Below are 17,584 nucleotides of genomic sequence, written 5' to 3'. Positions count from 1 at the left end.
CCCGGGACCACTACTTCTAGGTGTGCGCGGCAATCCAACCACTAGATCTAGGGTTTTGCCGCAGTGGCGCCCTGGGGCGTGTCGCACTCCCCAGGTCGTTCGGGGGGCAGCGTACGGCCCGGCACGAGGGTACGTGAAACGCATGCCCGATCCGATCGCGGGTCCCCGGGGTGGCAGACTGGCGCGGGACCCCGGAGGGGGCCCGCACCGGTCCCCGTACCGGCGCTCGGGGCACCCCGGAAGCGGGTGCGCGGAGCCCCCACGCCGGGCTCCGGAGGCCCCGTCCCGGGGGCGCCGTCGGCGAGGTCACCGCATACACCTCGCGGCACACCCGCGACAGGCCTTTATTCGTTTTTCACTCGAACGTGTGTTTGGCGCAACCTTTCGAAAGCTACTACCGTTGCCTAACTAGGGAGAACACTCGAGAGGGGCCGACGTGACCACCACCGCTGACAGTGCCACCATCACCGCCCAGGACCACCGCTCCCAGAGCCGACTTGAGCCGGTGCATGCCATGAATGACGCAGCCATGAACCCGGAGGGGCCAGAGCCCGCGCGACCCGCGAGGTCCTTGCCCGGAAGGCCCCCAGGGATCCGGGCGGACAGTTCGGGGCTCACCGACCGCCAGCGGCGCGTGATCGAGGTCATCCGGGACTCGGTGCAGCGGCGCGGGTACCCGCCGTCGATGCGGGAGATCGGTCAGGCGGTGGGGCTGTCCAGCACCTCGTCCGTCGCCCACCAGCTGATGGCCCTCGAGCGTAAGGGTTTCCTGCGCCGCGACCCGCACCGCCCGAGGGCATACGAGGTGCGCGGATCGGACCAGCCCAGCACCCAGCCGACGGACACGACCGGCAAGCCCGCCGCTTCGTACGTCCCCCTGGTCGGCCGGATCGCGGCCGGCGGCCCGATCCTCGCGGAGGAGTCGGTCGAGGACGTCTTCCCGCTCCCCCGCCAGCTCGTCGGCGACGGTGAGCTGTTCGTCCTCAAGGTCGTCGGTGATTCGATGATCGAGGCCGCGATCATGGACGGCGACTGGGTCACCGTGCGTCGCCAGCCCGTCGCGGAGAACGGCGACATCGTGGCCGCCATGCTGGACGGCGAGGCCACCGTCAAGCGCTTCAAGCGGGAGGACGGCCATGTGTGGCTGCTCCCGCACAACTCCGCCTACCAGCCCATCCCGGGTGACGAGGCGACCATTCTCGGCAAGGTCGTGGCGGTCCTCCGGCGCGTGTGAAGGCTGCTGCCCTCACCTCGGGCCCTGGGCCTCCGTACCGCCGTTCCCAGGGCCTGTTCGAGGAGGCACGCGCCGGGCTGCGCGGCGTCCGGGGACGCCGCGCCTCGGTAATGCCCTCTGCCCACGCCCTCGGGCCCCTGCCCTCCCCGGCTACGCCGTCGGGCCTCCGGCCCTCCCCGCTCCCGCCTACGGGGCAGCCTTCGCCGCCGCGTCGATCGCCGCGAGGGAGCGCCGCACCTGGTTGCGGTCCGTGGTGTACCAGAAGTCGGGCAGCGAGGCTCGCAGATAGCTCCCGTACCGGGCGTTGGCCAGCCGTGGGTCGAGCACGGCGACCACACCCTTGTCCCCCGTGGCGCGGACGAGCCGCCCCGCGCCCTGGGCCATCAGCAGCGCCGCGTGCGTGGCCGCGACCGCCATGAAGCCGTTGCCCCCCGCTTCCTCGACCGCCTTCTGGCGCGCGCTCATCAGCGGGTCGTCCGGCCGGGGGAAGGGGATCCGGTCCATGACGACGAGCTGGCAGCTCGGCCCCGGGACATCGACGCCCTGCCAGAGCGACAGCGTGCCGAAGAGGCAGGTCTCCGGGTCTGCGGCGAAGTTCTTGATCAGCTCCCCGAGCGTCTCCTCGCCCTGCAGGAGAATCGGCCTGTCCTGCCGGCCGCGCAGCTCCTCCGCCGCCGCCTGCGCCGCGCGCATCGACGAGAAGAGGCCCAGGGTGCGGCCCCCGGCCGCCTCCACCAAATCGGCGAGCTCGTCCAGCATGTCCGTGCGGGACCCCTCGCGCCCGGGTGTGGCCAGGTGCCGGGCGACGTACAGGATGCCCTGCTTCGGATAGTCGAACGGGGATCCTACGTCCAGCCCCTTCCACTGCGGGACGTCGTCACCGGCCGTGCCCTCCGGGGCGAGGCCGAGCGACGCCCCCACCCCGTTGAAGTCGCCGCCCAGCTTGAGCGTGGCCGAGGTCAGGACCACCGAACGCTCCGTGAAGAGCTTCTCGCGGAGCAGCCCGGACACCGAGAGCGGGGCGACCCGCACCGAGGCGCCGAAGCGGTCATGGCGCTCGTACCAGACGACGTCGTACTCGGACCCCTGGGTGATGCGCTCGGCGACACTGTGGATGGACTCGACCGACGCCATCGCCTGCTTGCGCACGGCGTCCTCGTCCTGCACCGACTTGTCCCGGGTGGAGCCCAGGGCGGAGATCACCGTACGGGCCGCGTCGCGCAGCGCCATCAAGGCGTAGCCGAGGTCCTCCGGCACCTCCTCCAGGCGCCCCGGCAGCGCGAGCTCCATGACCCGCTCGAACCCCTCCGACGCCGTCTGCAGGGCGTCGGCCGCCTTCTCGTTGACCAACTTGGCCGCACGGCGCACCGCTCGGTTCACCTGGCCGGGGGTGAGCTCGCCGGTGGCCACCCCGGTGACCCGCGAGACCAGCTCATGGGCCTCGTCGACGATCAGCACCTCGTGCTGCGGGAGGACGGGGGCGCCCTCGATGGCGTCGATGGCGAGCAGGGCGTGGTTGGTGACGACGACGTCGGCGAGCTTGGCCCGCTCCCGCGCCGTCTCGGCGAAGCACTCGGCGCCGTACGCGCACTTCGTCGCACCCAGGCACTCGCGCGAGGAGACCGAGACCTGGGCCCAGGCCCGGTCGGAGACGCCAGGGGTGAGGTCGTCCCGGTCCCCGGTCTCCGTGTCGTCCGCCCAGTCGCGCATGCGCAGCAGGTCCTGGCCCAGCTTGCTGGAGGGCGCGGCCGCCTCGAACTGGTCGAACAGCCCGTCCTCCTCGTCCTGCGGGACCCCCTCGTGGAGCCGGTGCAGGCAGAGGTAGTTCGACCGGCCCTTGAGCATGGCGAACTGGGGGCGGCGGCGCAGCAGCGGATGGAGCGCCTCGACCGTACGCGGAAGGTCCCGCTCCACCAGCTGGCGCTGGAGGGCCAGGGTCGCGGTCGCCACGACGACGCGCTCCCCGTGGGCCAGCGCGGGCACCAGGTACCCGAGGGACTTGCCCGTGCCGGTGCCGGCCTGGACCAGCAGGTGGGCGTTGTCGTCGACGGCCTCGGCGACGGCCCCGGCCATGGCGGCCTGGCCGGGCCGTTCCGTACCGCCGACGGCGGTGACGGCGGCGTGGAGGAGCTCGGGGAGAGATGGCTTCGTCATAGCGCGTCCACCCTACGGCTCCCCACCGACAACGCCGCTCACTCCCGGACGCCCGTGCGGGACCGGACCCGCAGGAGGAGCCGGGGGCCTGCCGGGGACCCCGTCGGCGGGGAGGGGCGGATTCACGCGGACGGGTGGAGCGGGTTGGGAACACGGCCGTGGACCGCGGCGTGCGGGCGTTCCGGTCGGTCGCGGTAACCGTCCACATGCAGACGGTTACGGTTGAGGCAGAGGCGCTCGATGGTCGGGGTCAGCATGTCGAAGATCTCGAACCGCTCCTTGAGTTCGGGGAAGCGGGCGTGGTGGCGGAGGATCTCGGCGCGGACGAGTGACCAGAATTCGTCCTCCGTGACGCCCAGTTGCTCCTCGCAGAGCGGCGACAGATAGCGGAAGACGCCGACGAAGAGCCCCGAGTGGATGAACTGGGTGAGGAATCCGGGCTCTTCGGTCAGCAGGGTGCGCCGGACCTCCTCCGGCATCGAGTCGTGTTCGGGCAGGTGGCGGGCGCTGACGTTGACGTCGTCGACGAAGTCCTTGATGGCGAGGCGCACCGGCACGTCGTTCGCGTCGAACACGACGATGGCGTTCTCGCCGTGCGGGGAGAACACCGTGCCGTACCGGTAGAGGAAGTGCAGGAGCGGAGGCAGCAGCGCGGCGAAGAGGCGGGTCAGCCAGGTCTGCGGGGTGAGCCCGGAGCGGGCGACCAGCTCGGCGGTGAAGGCCCGGCCCCCGGGGTCCGTGTGGAGCAGGGAGGCCAGGGTGCGGGCCCGTTCGCCGGGCGCGAGCCGGGGCGGCAGCGGCTCCCGCCAGATCGTGCCGAGGATCTCCTTGAACTGGTAGGGCGCCTCGGGGAGGTGGTCGTACAGCGGGTGCTCGACGGACACCGAGGCGACCTCGCCGAGCAGGATGACCCCGCAGGTGTCCCGGAGGAAGGGGTCGCCGTCGCACAGGCCCTGGACCCAGGCGGTGACCGCCGGGGCGGCGAGGGTGCGCTCGGTCGGCAGCCCGCGGTAGACGAGGGTGTTCAGGATCGACAGCGGCAGCTTGACCGTGTGCCGGTCGGGCCGTCGGACGTTGCTGAAGGTGCGGATGGACTGCTGCGGGAGCCGGAGGTCGTCGTCGCTGTGCAGGGGCACGATGTCGCCGGCGGCGATGGCGGGGGCGAAGAGGGGGACGATCCACTCGTCCCACTGCCAGGGATGGACCGGGAGGAACAGATAGGCCGCGGGGTCGAGCCCCCGGGCACGCAGGATGCCGGCGAAGGAGTCCCGCACGGTCGCGTCGAGCTCGCGGGAGTAGAGGGCTTCCGGAGTCGCCAGGCGGGCCACGCCCCGGTAGCGGGCTATGCGGGTGCTGACGGCGATCCAGGGCAGTGTGGTGGCCGTACGCGCCTCCGGGGTGAACCGGGCCGCGTCGGTGGCGGAGAACCCGAGCCGGCCCTTGTTCGCCACGAGCCACGGGTGGCCCGTCTGGTGCCCCTCCAGTTCGGCGTACGGGAGGTCCGCGAGCCGGTCCGCGCCGAGCGCCGTGTGGGCGAGCCGGGCGTCGGCGGCCAGGGTGGCGGTGAGCTCCCGCACCAGGTGGCCGAGGGTGGCCCCGTCGAGCGCGAGGAGGCGGCGGGACCTGACGAGGAAGGCCAGCGGGTCCCGGAACGGTGTGCCGGCGTCGTCCGGGCCGTCCTCCCCGGCTCCGCCGGTCGCCGAGACCGAGTCGGGGTCGACGCGCCAGCTGCCGTACACACCGCGCCGGGCCCGGAAGCCCAGGGTCGCGCCGTCGTCGAGCGGAAGGGTGTAGCGCCCGGGGTCGGCCGGGTCCGGTGCGGGCTCGACGACCTCCTCGTAGGCGAACTCGCCGAGCATCTTCGCGAGCAGCCGCGCCGAGACCCGGTCCCAGACCGCCCCGGTCAGCTCCGGGGTGTCGTGTGCGGGGAACGGTTCGGCCGAGTCGTGGCGCGCAGGGTATGTCGGCACGGGGACACCTCCGGGTGGGACCGATGGGGTTCGAGCGGGACGGATATGAGGGCGCGTTGGTCACAGCTGTGCACGGTGGGCTCGCTCTCTGATCATCAGGGCGGCTCGCTTGCCGGGCAGTTCCACTTCTGCGGAGAAGCGGAATCCGGCGCCGAGGAAGGCGGCGACGGACGGAGTGTTGCGCAGGTCCGGCTCCGCGACGACCCGGGCGCAGAGCGGGTGGTTGTCGAGCACGAGGTCGCAGACGGCCCTCAGCAGCACGGTGCCGTTGCCCCGGCCCCGGTTGGCGACGCCTCCGACGAGGAGGTGGACGCCGATGTCGTGGGGCCGGGAGGGGTAGTGACGGGCCAGCGGGTCCAGGTCGGCGCGGTAGATCTCCCAGTAGCTCATCGGCCTGCCGCCCAGGACACCGAGGCAGGGGACGCTGCGGCCGTCCCCGGCCAGCTGCCGGCTCAGATGGTCGGCGGTGACGGACTCGGGCCCGGCGAGCTCCCAGAACGCGGCCACGGCGGGGTCGTTCATCCAGCGGGTGAGCACGCCCAGGTCGCGTGCGAGCTCCACCGGGACGAGCCGGAACTCCCCGGCGGAGGTGGTGACCGGGGGCCACGCGGCCGGGTCACCGACGAGATCGAAGGCGCCCCGGCGCACGCCGGACGACTGGGGCACGTCCCCGAGAACGGCGAGCAGTTCCTCCGTGAGCCGTAGTTCCAGGGTGTCTTCGCCCCCCGTGCCACCGGCCGGTCCCGCTCCGTCGGCGGCCTCGGGGCGCGCATCGGCCTGGTCCACCGTGACGCTCTCCTCTCGTGGGGTCGGCTGGTGAGATCCGTCAGGCGCGGAGCGGGTTGGCGATGGTGACGTAGACGGACTGGGTGTCGACCGGGCCGACCAGTTCGTCGAGGCCGTGCAGCCTGGTCAGCATGTTGGCCTTGCACCGGAGTTGCCCGGTGGTGAGCAGGTGTCCGGGCAGCGACGAGCCCAGTGCCTCGGTCTCCTGGAGGAACGAGCGCAGCGCGGCGAGGAGTGCCTGCTCGTCGGCCAGACGCTGGGAGCCGAAGGCCCCGATGAGCCCGAAGACGTTGTTGATGCCCAGGTAGTAGGCGAGCCGCTCGTCGGTGACGGCGTCGGTGACGAAGGTGTCGCTGACGGCGCCGATGCCCGGAAGCCGGTGCTCCAGAGCGGTGCGGTGGGACTCACGGAAGTAGTACCCCTGGTTGTCGCGATACCTGCCGCCGGCCGGCCAGCCGTCCGTGTCGAGGAGGACCAGCGTGTTCTGCTGGTGCGCTTCGAGGGCGACGCCCGCCGTGGCGTCCAACCAGATCACGGGGCGGATGACCTTGTCCAGATAGCGCCGGAACCACTCCACGCAGACCGCCTGGGTGGTGCGTCCGGTGCGTGCGGCGAGACGGGAGACGAGGTCCGCGAGCCGGGAGTAGGTGCCGGTGCGGCCGGGCCAGGGACGTGGTGCGGTGAGCCCGGCGATGCACACGGCGTCGTCGGTCGTCGCGAAGGGATTGTGACGGAGCATCACGTCGAGGCCGCGGACGGGGCCGCCGTCGGGGGCGTCGACGGCGAGCCACGCGGGGTCGCGGACGATGTCGAAGCCGGGGTGGGCCCGGTGCCACTGCCGCGCCAGCCCCGTCTCCAGCAGCCGGTGGACCTCTACGCCCCGGTGGAGTTCCTTGCGGAGGTTCTCCCGGCGGGAGTTGGTGATACGGACGCCCAGGGACAGCTTGAGCATGACGCCCGCGCCGGGCCGGTGCACGGTGCGTACGGAGGACGTGGGGTGCCAGTGGTCGCCGTAGGGACCCAGGTCGTGCAGGAGGCCCTTCTCCAGCAGGGCCACCACGTCCGGCCGCCGCGTGAGCTCCGCCGCCTGCCAGGGGTGCAGGGGGAGGGGGGCGGTGCCGTCCGGCAGCCTGAGCCCCTCGGTGTGGGGGGCGAGGAGTTCCTCGGCGGTGACCGCGTGGCCGTCCTGGACCCAGGACGACTCGGTGGCGAGGACCGACCGGTCGACGGCCAGCCAGTGCAACGGGAAGGATCCGCGCAACTCGGGTGAGTAGTGGGCGGTTTCGGACTCGGAGAGGCCTTCGCGGCTCTTGGGCGTGGGGTGCAGGGGATGGCCGAGGAGGAGCGCCTGTTCGGCGGTGAGGAAGAGGTCGGCCTCAGGGGCGGCGGCGGGCTGCCGGCGGCGTTCGGTGAGGAAGAGGGTGGTCTGGCGGACCGAGTCGGCGACCCGGGCCACCAGGTCCGTACCCGCGTTCCGGCCGCTCTCGCGCCCGAGGAGGGCGGCCACGGTGACGGCGTCGACGCCCGGGGCACCGGCCGGCGCGCTCTCCAGGACGGGGGTGTCCAGGCGGTGCCAGCCGGTCGCCGACCAGTGCCTGACCGGGACGAGCAGAGCGGTGCCGGTGGCGGGCAGGGGGACGCGCAGGGTGCCGCCCTCGGGCCGGGGCAGGTCGTTCTCCCGGATCCAGCACCGCAACAGGTTCTCGGTGCCCGCGTGGTCGGCGGCGCGGGACGGGTCGGGATCGTCGAGTACGTCCGGTTTGTCGAGCGATTCTGGGGCGCCGGACGGGTGCTCCTGGGCCGCGCCGGTGGCCTCCGGGGTGCGCGGCGTCGCACCGGGGCCGGATTTCTGACGCGGCACCGTCGCCGGTTCGACGGCGACGTCGCCGTCCGGCAGTTCCGCTCCTCGCTGCTGGCTGGTGAGGGGGCCGTCGGCCTCGGGTGCAGGGGTGGGGTTCACGGCGGTCTTCCTTGTGAGGGATCCGGGATCAGCGGGTCGGCCCGGCAGCGGCCCGACGGGGCGAAGAACGCTCCGCCGCACTCAGCGCGTCGGCGAGGCGGTCCACGACCGCCGTTGCCTGTTCGTCGGTGAGCGTGAGCGGAGGAAGCAGTCGGACCACGGCGCTGTGACGTCCGCCGAGTTCGACGATAAGGCCTCGGCGCAGACATTCCTGCTGGACGGCGACGGCGAGCGCGGGGTCGGGCGGCGGAGCGGATCCGTTCTCCGAGGTGACGTCGCCGGGCCCGGCCTCCGGGTCGACGAGCTCGATGCCGATCATCAGGCCGCGGCCCCGGACGTCCCCGATGCTGGGGTGGTCCGCGCTCAGCGCCTGGAGCCGGGCGAGCATCCGGGCACCGAGTGTCCCGGCGCGCTCGGCGAGGCCGTTCTCCCGCACGTACGCCAGAGTGGCGGCGCCGGCCGCCATGGCGAGCTGGTTCCCGCGGAACGTGCCGGCGTGGGCACCCGGTTGCCAGAGGTCGAGCCCGGAGCGGTAGACGATCACCGCGAGGGGCAGCGAGCCGCCGATGGCCTTCGACAGCACCATCACATCCGGGACGACACCGCTGTGTTCGACCGCCCAGAACGTCCCCGTCCGGCCGACGCCGGTCTGCACCTCGTCCGCGATCAGCGCGATGGACCGGTCCCGGGTGATCTCACGCATCCGGCGGAGCCAACCGTCGGGCGCCGGGTTGACGCCGCCCTCCCCCTGGACCGGCTCCACGATCATCGCGGCGGGGTCGGGCACCCCGCCCTTGGGGTCGTCGAGGAGGTATTCGGTCCAGCGGGCCGCGAGGTCGGCGCCGCGCTCCCCACCGGTACCGAAGGGGCAGCGGTAGTTGTGCGGGAAGGGCAGCCGGGTCACCCGTACGTCGGTGGCGCCCCCGGAAGCGGCCAGTGCCCCCGCGGTCATCCCGTGGTAGGCGCCCGTGAACGCCAGCAGTTCGCTGCGTCCGGTCGCCGCCCGCACCAGTTTGAACGCGGCTTCGACGGCGTCCGTCCCGGCCGGTCCGCAGAACTGGATGCGTGCGTCGTCGGCCAGTTCGGGGGGCAGCGTGGCGAACAGCTCGGTGGTGAAGGCGTCCTTGACGGGTGTGGCGAGGTCGAGCACGTGCAGCGGGGCACCGGAGTCGATGACCTTCCTGATGGCCTCCAGCACCACGGGGTGGTTGTGCCCGAGGGCCAGGGTGCCCGCACCCGACAGACAGTCCAGGTATCGCCGCCCGTCCGCGCCCTCGATGGTCATGCCCCTGGCCCGCACCGGCACGATCGGCAGCGAGCGCGCGTAGGTACGGGCGGCCGACTCCCGCAGTGCCTGGCGCCGCAGGATTCCCTCGTGCGCGGCGGGTGGTACCACCGGAGCTGGTTCGGTCACGGCCACGGCTGTTCGGTCCTCCTGCTGTCACGTTTGCGTCGCACGCCCGTACGGCGCCGGAAGGACGGACCGCGCCGGTCAACGCTGCCGGGGTGTCCCTCGTACGTACCAACGACGCCGCCCGCGAGGGATCACGGGTGGGCCGGAAGATCCTCGCGATGCGGAACCGCGGCCCTGCCGCGTACCGTCCCCCACGGCACCGGCATAGTGGGGGCCGCACAGGGAAGGAGCCGGCGCTCCGGCCCGGCGTGCGCGCCCGGCACCGGGTGTCCGCGCCGCACGGACCGGGCAACTCCGCAGTGCGGTATCGAAGTCAGTGACGAAGTCCCAGGGGGATCACCAGATGCGACCCATGCGCCCGACCGACACAGCACGCCGTGGGAGGGGCGCACGCCGCCCCGCCCTCACGGCGGCCGCCCTCGCCGCCGTGCTGACGTTCACGGCCACCGCCTGCGGCCCCGACGAGGACGGCCCGAGCGACAAGGCGAGTGACGCCGCCGCCGGACAGTCCGACGGCAAGATCACGATCCCGGACGACCTGAAGGACCGTCTCAAGGAACACGGGATCGACGTCGACAAGTGGCGGAACGGCGAGTGGAAGAACTGGGACCGGGACACGTGGCTGCGTGAGGCCAAGGACTACGTCAACCCGATCATCGAGGGCCTCTGGGACCCGGACCGGATGCGTGAGGCCGAACAGCCCCCGGAGAACCCGGTCGACAACGACATCTCCGGCGACGAGGGCGTGACGGACCCGACGCCCGCCCCGGTCGAGGCGGCGAAGCTCCCGACGCCGTACCACGACGAGGCACCGGCGTCCGGGAAGCTGCTCTTCGACGGGCCCGAGGGGCCGATGGTCTGCTCGGCGACCGTGGTGCGGGACCCGGCCCACCCGGGCAAGTCCAACATGGTGTGGACCGCGGGACACTGCGTCCACGCGGGCAAGGAGGGCGGCTGGTACCGCAACATCGCCTTCGTCCCGTCGTACAACGACAGCGGCCTGTCGACGGCGGAGCTGGACAGCGCGTCCAAGGAGCAGGTCGCTCCCTACGGCGTGTGGTGGGGCCAGTGGGCGCAGACGTCGGACCAGTGGATCGCCCAGGGGGCGTCGACCGGTGGCCAGGGCGCCCCGTACGACTTCGCCGTCCTCCAGGTCACCCCGGAGAAGGGCTCGACGGCCAAGTCCCTGGAGGAGACGGTCGGTTCCGCCCTCCCGGTGGACTTCGACGCCCCGGCGGTACCGGAGGTCCGGAGCATGACGGCGACCGGGTACCCGGCGGCCCCGCCGTTCGACGGCCAGGAGGCGTACCGGTGCACCGACAAGCCGGGCCGTCTCTCGGTCTTCGAGGACGAACCGACGATGTACCGCGTCGGGTGCACGATGACCGGTGGCTCCTCCGGCGGCGGCTGGGTCGCCGAGGGCGAGGACGGCGAGCCGGCCCTGGTCTCCAACACCTCCATCGGCCCGGTGACCGCGGGCTGGCTGGCCGGTCCGCGCCTCGGCCCTGAGGCCAAGGAGATCTACGAGTCGGCCAGCAAGAAGTACGCCGATCGCTGAGGCCCGCGCAGGGCACACCGAAGGCCCGGCCCCCTCTTCCACGAGGGGGCCGGGCCTTCGGCCGTGTTGTGCGGGCGTCCGCGGTGCCTAGTGGGCCGCGAGCGCGAACGTGGAGAGCTCGGCGGCCAGTTCCTCGTGGACCCGCGCCTTGAGCAGCGTGCCCTCCGAGGTGTGCTCCTCGGAGACGACCTCGCCCTCGGCGTGCACCCGGGAGACGAGCGCGCCCTGCACGTACGGCACGAGCGCCTCGATCTCGACGGACGGCCGGGGCAGTTCCGCGTCGATGAGCGCGAGCAGTTCGTCGATCCCCGCGCCGGTACGCGCCGAGACCGCGATCGCGTACTTCTCGTTGCGCAGCAGCCTCTGGAGCACTTCCGGATCGGCGGCGTCCGCCTTGTTGACGACGACGATCTCCCGTACGTCGACGGCGCCGACGTCCCGGATGACCTCGCGCACGGCGGCGAGCTGCTCCTCCGGCACCGGGTGGGCACCGTCCACGACGTGCAGGATCAGGTCGGAGTCGCCGACCTCCTCCATGGTGGAACGGAACGCCTCGACCAGGTGGTGCGGAAGGTGACGCACGAACCCGACGGTGTCGGCCAGCGTGTAGAGGCGCCCGCTCGGCGTCTCGGCCCGGCGCACGGTCGGGTCGAGGGTGGCGAACAGGGCGTTCTCCACCAGGACGCCCGCGCCGGTGAGACGGTTGAGCAGCGAGGACTTGCCGGCGTTGGTGTATCCGGCGATCGCCACCGAGGGCACCTTGTTGCGCTTGCGCTCCTGGCGCTTGATCTCGCGGCCGGTCTTCATCTCCGCGATCTCCCGGCGCATCTTCGCCATCTTCTCGCGGATACGGCGCCGGTCCGTCTCGATCTTGGTCTCACCGGGACCACGGGTGGCCATGCCCCCGCCGCCGCTGGAACCGCCGCCACCCATCTGCCGGGAGAGCGACTGACCCCAGCCTCGCAGCCGCGGCAGCATGTACTGCATCTGCGCCAGGGACACCTGCGCCTTGCCCTCTCGGGACTTGGCGTGCTGGGCGAAGATGTCCAGGATCAGCGCGGTCCGGTCGACCACCTTCACCTTCACGACGTCTTCGAGGTGGATCAGCTGGCCGGGGCTGAGCTCACCGTCGCAGACGACGGTGTCCGCACCGGACTCCAGGACGATGTCACGCAGCTCCAGTGCCTTGCCCGAGCCGATGTAGGTGGCCGGGTCGGGCTTGTCCCGGCGCTGGAAGACGGCGTCGAGCACCATGGCCCCAGCCGTCTCCGCCAGGGCCGCCAGCTCGGCCAGCGAGTTCTGCGCGTCGGTGACGGTCCCCGAGGTCCAGACACCGACCAGCACGACGCGCTCGAGGCGCAGCTGGCGGTACTCGACCTCGGTGACGTCCTCGAGCTCGGTGGAGAGCCCGGCCACGCGGCGCAGTGCCGCGCGCTCGGAGCGGTCGAGCTGCTCGCCGTCCCGCTCCGTGTCGATCGCGTGGCTCCAGGCGACGTCCTCTTCCATCAGGGCGTCGGCCCGAAGGCTCTCGGTGAGGCTTTCGGACGCGGTGTCCGTGGCGCTCTGCGCGTCCCGCGCGTCCTGGGGAAGGGAGGAAGAGGAGGTCATTGGATCCTTACGTCGATGGAAGTCGTTGTGTCAGTCACAACGCGTGACACAGCCGGAAGATTCCCGTGGGCAGGGATCCGTCGGCCGGCCGCCGTGCCGACCCGTCGATAGTGGCATGTCCCCGCCGGGGCCGTCACTCGGGTTTCGGTGCGGGGGCGGGGCCCTGCGCACCGCCGGCGGCGCGGGGCTTCGCGCTGGTCCAGTCGGGGTGCCCGGGCATGGGCGGCGTCTTCTTCCCGTGGAGCCAGCCGTCGAAGAACGCCGTGAGGTCCTTCCCGGCGATCCGTGAGGCGAGCCGCGTGAAGTCCGCGGTGGTCGCCGACCGGTCCCGGTGGGCGCGTACCCAGGTCCGCTCCAGGCGGTCGAAGGCGGCCGCGCCGATCTCCTGGCGGAGGGCGTACAGAACCAGTGCGCTGCCGTCGTAGACCACCGGCCGGAACAGGTTGATCTTGTGGTCCGGGGAGGGGACGTCGGGGTGGGCGGGCGGTCCGCCGGCGGCGCGCCAGGCGTCGGAGCGGGTATAGGCCTCGCGCATGCGTTGTTCGAGCGGCTTGTCGGCGTGGTCCTCGGCGTACCGGGCCTCGTACCAGGTGGCGTGCCCCTCGTTGAGCCAGAGATCGGACCAGACCCGGGGCGAGACGCTGTTGCCGAACCACTGGTGGGCGAGCTCGTGCACCATGATCGACTCGATGTACCAGGCGGGGTACCCGGGCTCGGTGAACAGTGACCGTTCGAAGAGCGAGAGCGTCTGGGTCTCCAGCTCGAAGCCGGTCTCGGTGTCGGCGACCAGCAGTCCGTAGGTCTCGAAGGGATACGGGCCGATCTGCTCCTCCAGCCAGGCCAGCTGTGCCGGCGTCTTGTCCAGCCAGGGTTCGAGCGTGTCCCGGTCGGCCGACGGCACCACGTCGCGGACCGGCAGCCCCCTGGGGCCGGTGCGGTGCAGGACGGCGGAGCGGCCGATGGAGACCTGGGCCAGCTCGGTGGCCATCGGGTGCGCGGTCCGGTAGGTCCAGGTGGTCGTGGCTCCGTGCCGCTGCCGTCCCGTCGGCAGACCGCCCGCCACGACGGTGAGGTCCTTCGGCGCGGTGACCCTGAAGGTGAAGTAGGCCTTGTCGGCGGGGTGGTCGTTGCCCGGGAAGACCCGGTGCGCGGCGTCCGCCTGGTTGGCCATGGCGAGACCGTCCGCGGTGGGCACCCAGCCGCCGCGCGCGGGGTCCCCGGAGGGATCGCTGGTGTGCCGGACGGTGATGTGTACGGGGGCGCCGGCGGGAAGGCGGTCCGGGGGCCGGATGACGAGGTCCTCGCCCTTGGTGGCGAACTCGGAGGGCCGCCCGTCGACCTCGACGGAGCGGACGGTGCCCTGGGCGAAGTCGAGGTTGATGCGCTCCAGGGGTGCCGTGGTCCGCGCGTCGATGCCGGTGACGGCGTCGAGGGGCTCGGTGTTCCTGCCGTGGTAGGTGAGCGAGATGTCGTAGGAGAGGACGTCGTACCCGGGGTTGCCGAGCTGCGGGAAGAGGCGGTCGCCGATGCCGAGCGGTTCCGGGGCGGGCAGGGCCGCGGCGACGAGGGTGGCCGACGCGGTGGCCACCAGGGCGGCACGCAGTCGGCGGGAGGTGTGCGGCATGGACTACGGCTACCAGCGCGGGCGCCCGGGGCCGGGGTGGCGCGCGCCGCACCACCCGAACGGGGTCGGCGGGACCCGTCATGGGGCGGCGGGTCAGCGGGCCGCGGCGGGCTGCTGGGCGCGACTGACGTCGTACACGCCCGGTACGTCGCGCATGGCCCGCATCAGGCCGGGGAGTCCGGCCGCGTCGGGGAGCTGGAGGGTGTAGGTGTGCCGGACGCGCTGTTCGCTGGGCGGCTCGACGGTGGCCGCCACGATGGCCGCGTCGGCGGCCGCGATGGCCTCGGTGAGGTCGGCGAGCAGCCGGGGACGCCCGAAGGACTCGGCGACCAGGGTGACCCGGTAGTCGGTCGGCCGACTCCACGCACCGGCGTCGTTCCAGCGGGCGCCGACGGCCGCACGGCCCAGGGCCTGCATCCGGGCGACGGCGGCGCACTCCCGGCGGTGCACGGTGACGGCTCCACCGCGCACGGGGAGACCGATGACGTCGTCGGGCGGGACGGGGGTGCAGCAGCCGGCGAGCCGGACCGGCGCCCCCGGGATGTCGACGGTCACCCCGGCGTCCCGGTCGCCGGTCCCGGCGGGCCCGGGAGCGCCGTCGTCGGCGGACCGGTCCGGCGCCCTGAGGGGCGTCGGGTGGCTCTTGGGATGTCCCGGGGCGCCGTCGGGGTGCGCCGCGAGCCATCCGGCGATCGCGATCCTGGCGGCGGGCGTACGGGCGTGGTCCAGCCATTCCGGGGAGGGACCGGAGGAGGCGTCCTGGGCGAGCAGCAGCTGCACGGTGTCGCCGTCGGTCAGGACCGTGCTGAGGGTGGCCAGGCGCCCGTTGACACGCGCCCCGATACAGCCGTGTGCCGCGTCGCCGTAGCGGGCGTACGCGGCGTCGACGCAGCTGGCACCGGCGGGCAGCCCGAGCGTCCCACCCTCGGCGCCGAAGACGGTGATCTCCCCGTCCTGGGCGAGGTCGTCGCGCAGGGTGGTCCAGAAGGTGTCGGGGTCGGTGGCGGACTCCTGCCACTGGAGGAGGCGCGAGAGCCAGCCGGGCCGGGTGGGGTCGGCCCGCTCGCCGTCGGCGGGCTCGTCGTGCTGGGCCGCGGTGCTGCCGTCCTGGGCGTAGGGGTTGCCGAGGGCGACGACGCCCGCCTCGGCGACCTTGTGCATCCGGTGGGTGCGGATGAGGACTTCGGCGACCGCTCCCTCGGGGCCCACGACCGCGGTGTGCAGCGATTGGTACAGGTTGAACTTCGGGGCCGCGATGAAGTCCTTGAACTCGGAGATCACCGGGGTGAAGCAGGTGTGCAGCTCCCCCAGGACGGCGTAGCAGTCGGCGTCCTCGGCGACCAGCACCAGCAGCCGTCCGAAGTCGGTACCGCGTAGTTCTCCGCGTTTGCTCCTGACCCGGTGCAGCGAGACGAAGTGGCGGGGCCTGATGAGGACTTCGGCGGTGATGCCGGCTTCGCGCAGGGTCGCGCGCACGCCTTCGGCGATCTCCGCCAGCGGGTCCGGTCCGCTCTCCGCCGCGGTGATGAGCGCCCGGGTGTCCTCGTACTCCTCGGGGTGCAGGATGGCGAAGACCAGGTCTTCCAGCTCCGTCTTGAGTGCCTGCACCCCCAGGCGCTCGGCGAGGGGGATGAGCACGTCCCGGGTGACCTTGGCGATCCTGGCCTGCTTCTCGGGGCGCATGACGCCGAGGGTGCGCATGTTGTGCAGCCGGTCGGCCAGTTTGATCGACATGACCCGCACGTCGTTGCCGGTGGCGACGAGCATCTTGCGGAAGGTCTCGGGCTCGGCGGCCGCGCCGTAGTCGACCTTCTCCAGCTTGGTGACCCCGTCGACCAGGTAGCAGACCTCGTCGCCGAACTGCTCGCGTACCTGATCGAGCGTCACCTCGGTGTCCTCGACGGTGTCGTGGAGGAGCGAGGCCGTCAGCGTCGTCGTGCCGGCGCCGAGTTCGGCGAGGATCAGGGTCACGGCGAGGGGGTGCGTGATGTACGGCTCGCCGCTCTTGCGCGTCTGGCCGCGGTGCGAGGACTCGGCGAGGACGTACGCCCTGCGCAGGACGGTCAGATCGGCGTCGGGACAGTGCGCGCGGTGGGCCTCCGCGACGTGTCCGATGGCGTCGGGCAGCCGGTCGCGGGCCACCGGGCCGAGCAGGGCGACACGGCCCAGTCTGCGCAGGTCGATCCGTGGGCGACTGCGCTTACGGGCGTGAGCACCTGGATCGGTGGCCTCTGCGCTCATGGGGCACCTCCGGCAGCGTCGACCGGCGGTGGAGGCGCGGATGCGCCTCCGGGCCGGTGCTTGATGCTATCGAGCCCACCACGTGGCACAGTCCGGCTCTCGCCCAGCGTGAAACGGATCACCCATTCGAGCGAAGCTCTACCCGCTCACCGTTTCGAGCCCGCCCGGGTCGATGACACCCTCGGCGACGATGACGGCGGGACCCGTCATGTCGACGGTGCCGTCGGGGAATTCGGTGATCACCAGCGTGCCGCCGGGCAGGTCCACGGTGTACGTGGCGGGCGCTCCGGTCCGGGCCGGGTCCACGCCGTCCCGGCGCGCGGCCGCGACGGCCACGGCACAGGCACCGGTGCCGCAAGAACGCGTCTCGCCGGAGCCCCGCTCATGGACGCGCATCGCGACGTGGCGCGGCCCGCGGTCGACGACGAACTCGATGTTGACGCCGTCCGGGTAGACGGACGACGGGCTGAACGGCGGCACGGAGCGCAGGTCGCCGGCGTGGGCCAGGTCCTCGACGAACGCGACGGCGTGCGGATTGCCCATGTTCACGTTGCGCGCGTCCCAGGTGCGGCCGTCGACCGTGACCCGCACACCGTCCTTCGGGAGCCTGGCGTGCCCCATCGAGACCGTGACGGCACCGTCCTTGGCGAGGTGGACACCCTTGACGCCGCCTCGGGTGGCGACGGCCAGGTCGCCCTCCGCGGCGAGCCCGGCGCGCTGGAGGTAGCGGGCGAAGACCCGCACGCCGTTGCCGCACATCTCGGCGACGGAGCCGTCGGCGTTGCGGTAGTCCATGAACCATTCGGCCTGCTCGGCCATGGCCCGGGCCTCCGGGTGCGCGGCGGACCGCACGACGTGCAGCAGCCCGTCGCCGCCGATGCCGGCGCGCCGGTCGCAGAGCCGGGCGACGAGGGAGGCGGGCAGGTCGATGGCGTTGTCCGGGTCGGGAACGATCACGAAGTCGTTCTCGGTGCCGTGCCCCTTGAGGAAGGCGATCTGCGGAGTGCTCACGTTCCCACTCTACGAGGCGACGCC

At 72.5% G+C, this 17,584-nt stretch carries 11 protein-coding genes; 2 read left to right on the top strand and 9 right to left on the bottom strand.

The genetic code is table 11. From position 1 onward, the window contains the following. Positions 1–436: 436 nt before the first annotated feature. On the top strand, positions 437–1,234 hold the full coding sequence (lexA, locus tag SACTE_RS24700; RefSeq protein ID WP_014048742.1) for a transcriptional repressor LexA: 798 nt from the start codon (positions 437–439) through the stop codon (positions 1,232–1,234). A 186-nt stretch (positions 1,235–1,420) separates the two neighbouring features. Here lexA and SACTE_RS24695 read toward each other — a convergent pair whose 3' ends face one another. From SACTE_RS24695 to SACTE_RS24675, 5 genes are all read right to left on the bottom strand, one after another. Next, a complete protein-coding gene (locus tag SACTE_RS24695; protein ID WP_014048741.1) occupies positions 1,421–3,388 on the bottom strand; it encodes an ATP-dependent DNA helicase in 1,968 nt (655 codons plus the stop codon). Positions 3,389–3,510: 122 nt separating this feature from the next. Further along, positions 3,511–5,358 (bottom strand): IucA/IucC family siderophore biosynthesis protein, encoded by a 1,848-nt coding sequence (locus SACTE_RS24690; protein ID WP_014048740.1) that lies wholly within the window; start codon positions 5,356–5,358, stop codon positions 3,511–3,513. Positions 5,359–5,418: 60 nt separating this feature from the next. Further along, positions 5,419–6,144 carry a GNAT family N-acetyltransferase gene (locus SACTE_RS24685; RefSeq protein ID WP_014048739.1) on the bottom strand — a complete coding sequence of 242 codons (726 nt, stop codon included), beginning with the start codon at positions 6,142–6,144 and terminating at the stop codon, positions 5,419–5,421. Between the two features lie 40 nt (positions 6,145–6,184). Next, positions 6,185–8,104, bottom strand: coding sequence for an IucA/IucC family protein (locus tag SACTE_RS24680; protein WP_014048738.1), 1,920 nt, complete (start codon positions 8,102–8,104; stop codon positions 6,185–6,187). A gap of 28 nt (positions 8,105–8,132) precedes the next feature. After that, complete coding sequence (locus SACTE_RS24675; RefSeq protein ID WP_014048737.1) at positions 8,133–9,524, bottom strand: diaminobutyrate--2-oxoglutarate transaminase family protein; 1,392 nt, start codon at positions 9,522–9,524, stop codon at positions 8,133–8,135. A 337-nt stretch (positions 9,525–9,861) separates the two neighbouring features. Between SACTE_RS24675 and SACTE_RS24670 the strand changes: the two genes are divergently transcribed. Continuing rightward, positions 9,862–11,076 carry a hypothetical protein gene (locus SACTE_RS24670; protein ID WP_014048736.1) on the top strand — a complete coding sequence of 405 codons (1,215 nt, stop codon included), beginning with the start codon at positions 9,862–9,864 and terminating at the stop codon, positions 11,074–11,076. An 87-nt stretch (positions 11,077–11,163) separates the two neighbouring features. Here SACTE_RS24670 and hflX read toward each other — a convergent pair whose 3' ends face one another. From hflX to dapF, 4 genes are all read right to left on the bottom strand, one after another. Further along, positions 11,164–12,684, bottom strand: coding sequence for a GTPase HflX (hflX, locus tag SACTE_RS24665; RefSeq protein ID WP_014048735.1), 1,521 nt, complete (start codon positions 12,682–12,684; stop codon positions 11,164–11,166). 133 nt (positions 12,685–12,817) lie between these two features. Next, positions 12,818–14,308, bottom strand: coding sequence for a M1 family metallopeptidase (locus tag SACTE_RS24660; RefSeq protein ID WP_014048734.1), 1,491 nt, complete (start codon positions 14,306–14,308; stop codon positions 12,818–12,820). 93 nt (positions 14,309–14,401) lie between these two features. Next, positions 14,402–16,549, bottom strand: coding sequence for an HD domain-containing protein (locus SACTE_RS24655; RefSeq protein ID WP_014048733.1), 2,148 nt, complete (start codon positions 16,547–16,549; stop codon positions 14,402–14,404). Between the two features lie 138 nt (positions 16,550–16,687). Next, positions 16,688–17,560, bottom strand: a complete 873-nt coding sequence (gene dapF, locus SACTE_RS24650; RefSeq protein ID WP_014048732.1) for a diaminopimelate epimerase — start codon at positions 17,558–17,560, stop codon at positions 16,688–16,690. Positions 17,561–17,584: the final 24 nt, after the last annotated feature.

Source organism: Streptomyces sp. SirexAA-E, assembly GCF_000177195.2.
GTDB lineage: Bacteria > Actinomycetota > Actinomycetes > Streptomycetales > Streptomycetaceae > Streptomyces > Streptomyces flavovirens.
The sequence above is the reverse complement of the archived record's forward strand: the minus strand, read 5'-3'. Positions and strand labels throughout refer to the sequence as shown.

What these genes read in the sequence shown, in the direction of transcription:
- SACTE_RS24695 (WP_014048741.1), bottom strand. Translation starts at nt 3,388, where the DNA reads ATGACGAAGCCATCTCTCCCCGAGCTCCTCCACGCCGCCGTCACCGCC.
- SACTE_RS24670 (WP_014048736.1), top strand. Translation starts at nt 9,862, where the DNA reads ATGCGACCCATGCGCCCGACCGACACAGCACGCCGTGGGAGGGGCGCA.
- hflX (WP_014048735.1), bottom strand. Translation starts at nt 12,684, where the DNA reads ATGACCTCCTCTTCCTCCCTTCCCCAGGACGCGCGGGACGCGCAGAGC.
- SACTE_RS24660 (WP_014048734.1), bottom strand. Translation starts at nt 14,308, where the DNA reads ATGCCGCACACCTCCCGCCGACTGCGTGCCGCCCTGGTGGCCACCGCG.
- SACTE_RS24655 (WP_014048733.1), bottom strand. Translation starts at nt 16,549, where the DNA reads ATGAGCGCAGAGGCCACCGATCCAGGTGCTCACGCCCGTAAGCGCAGT.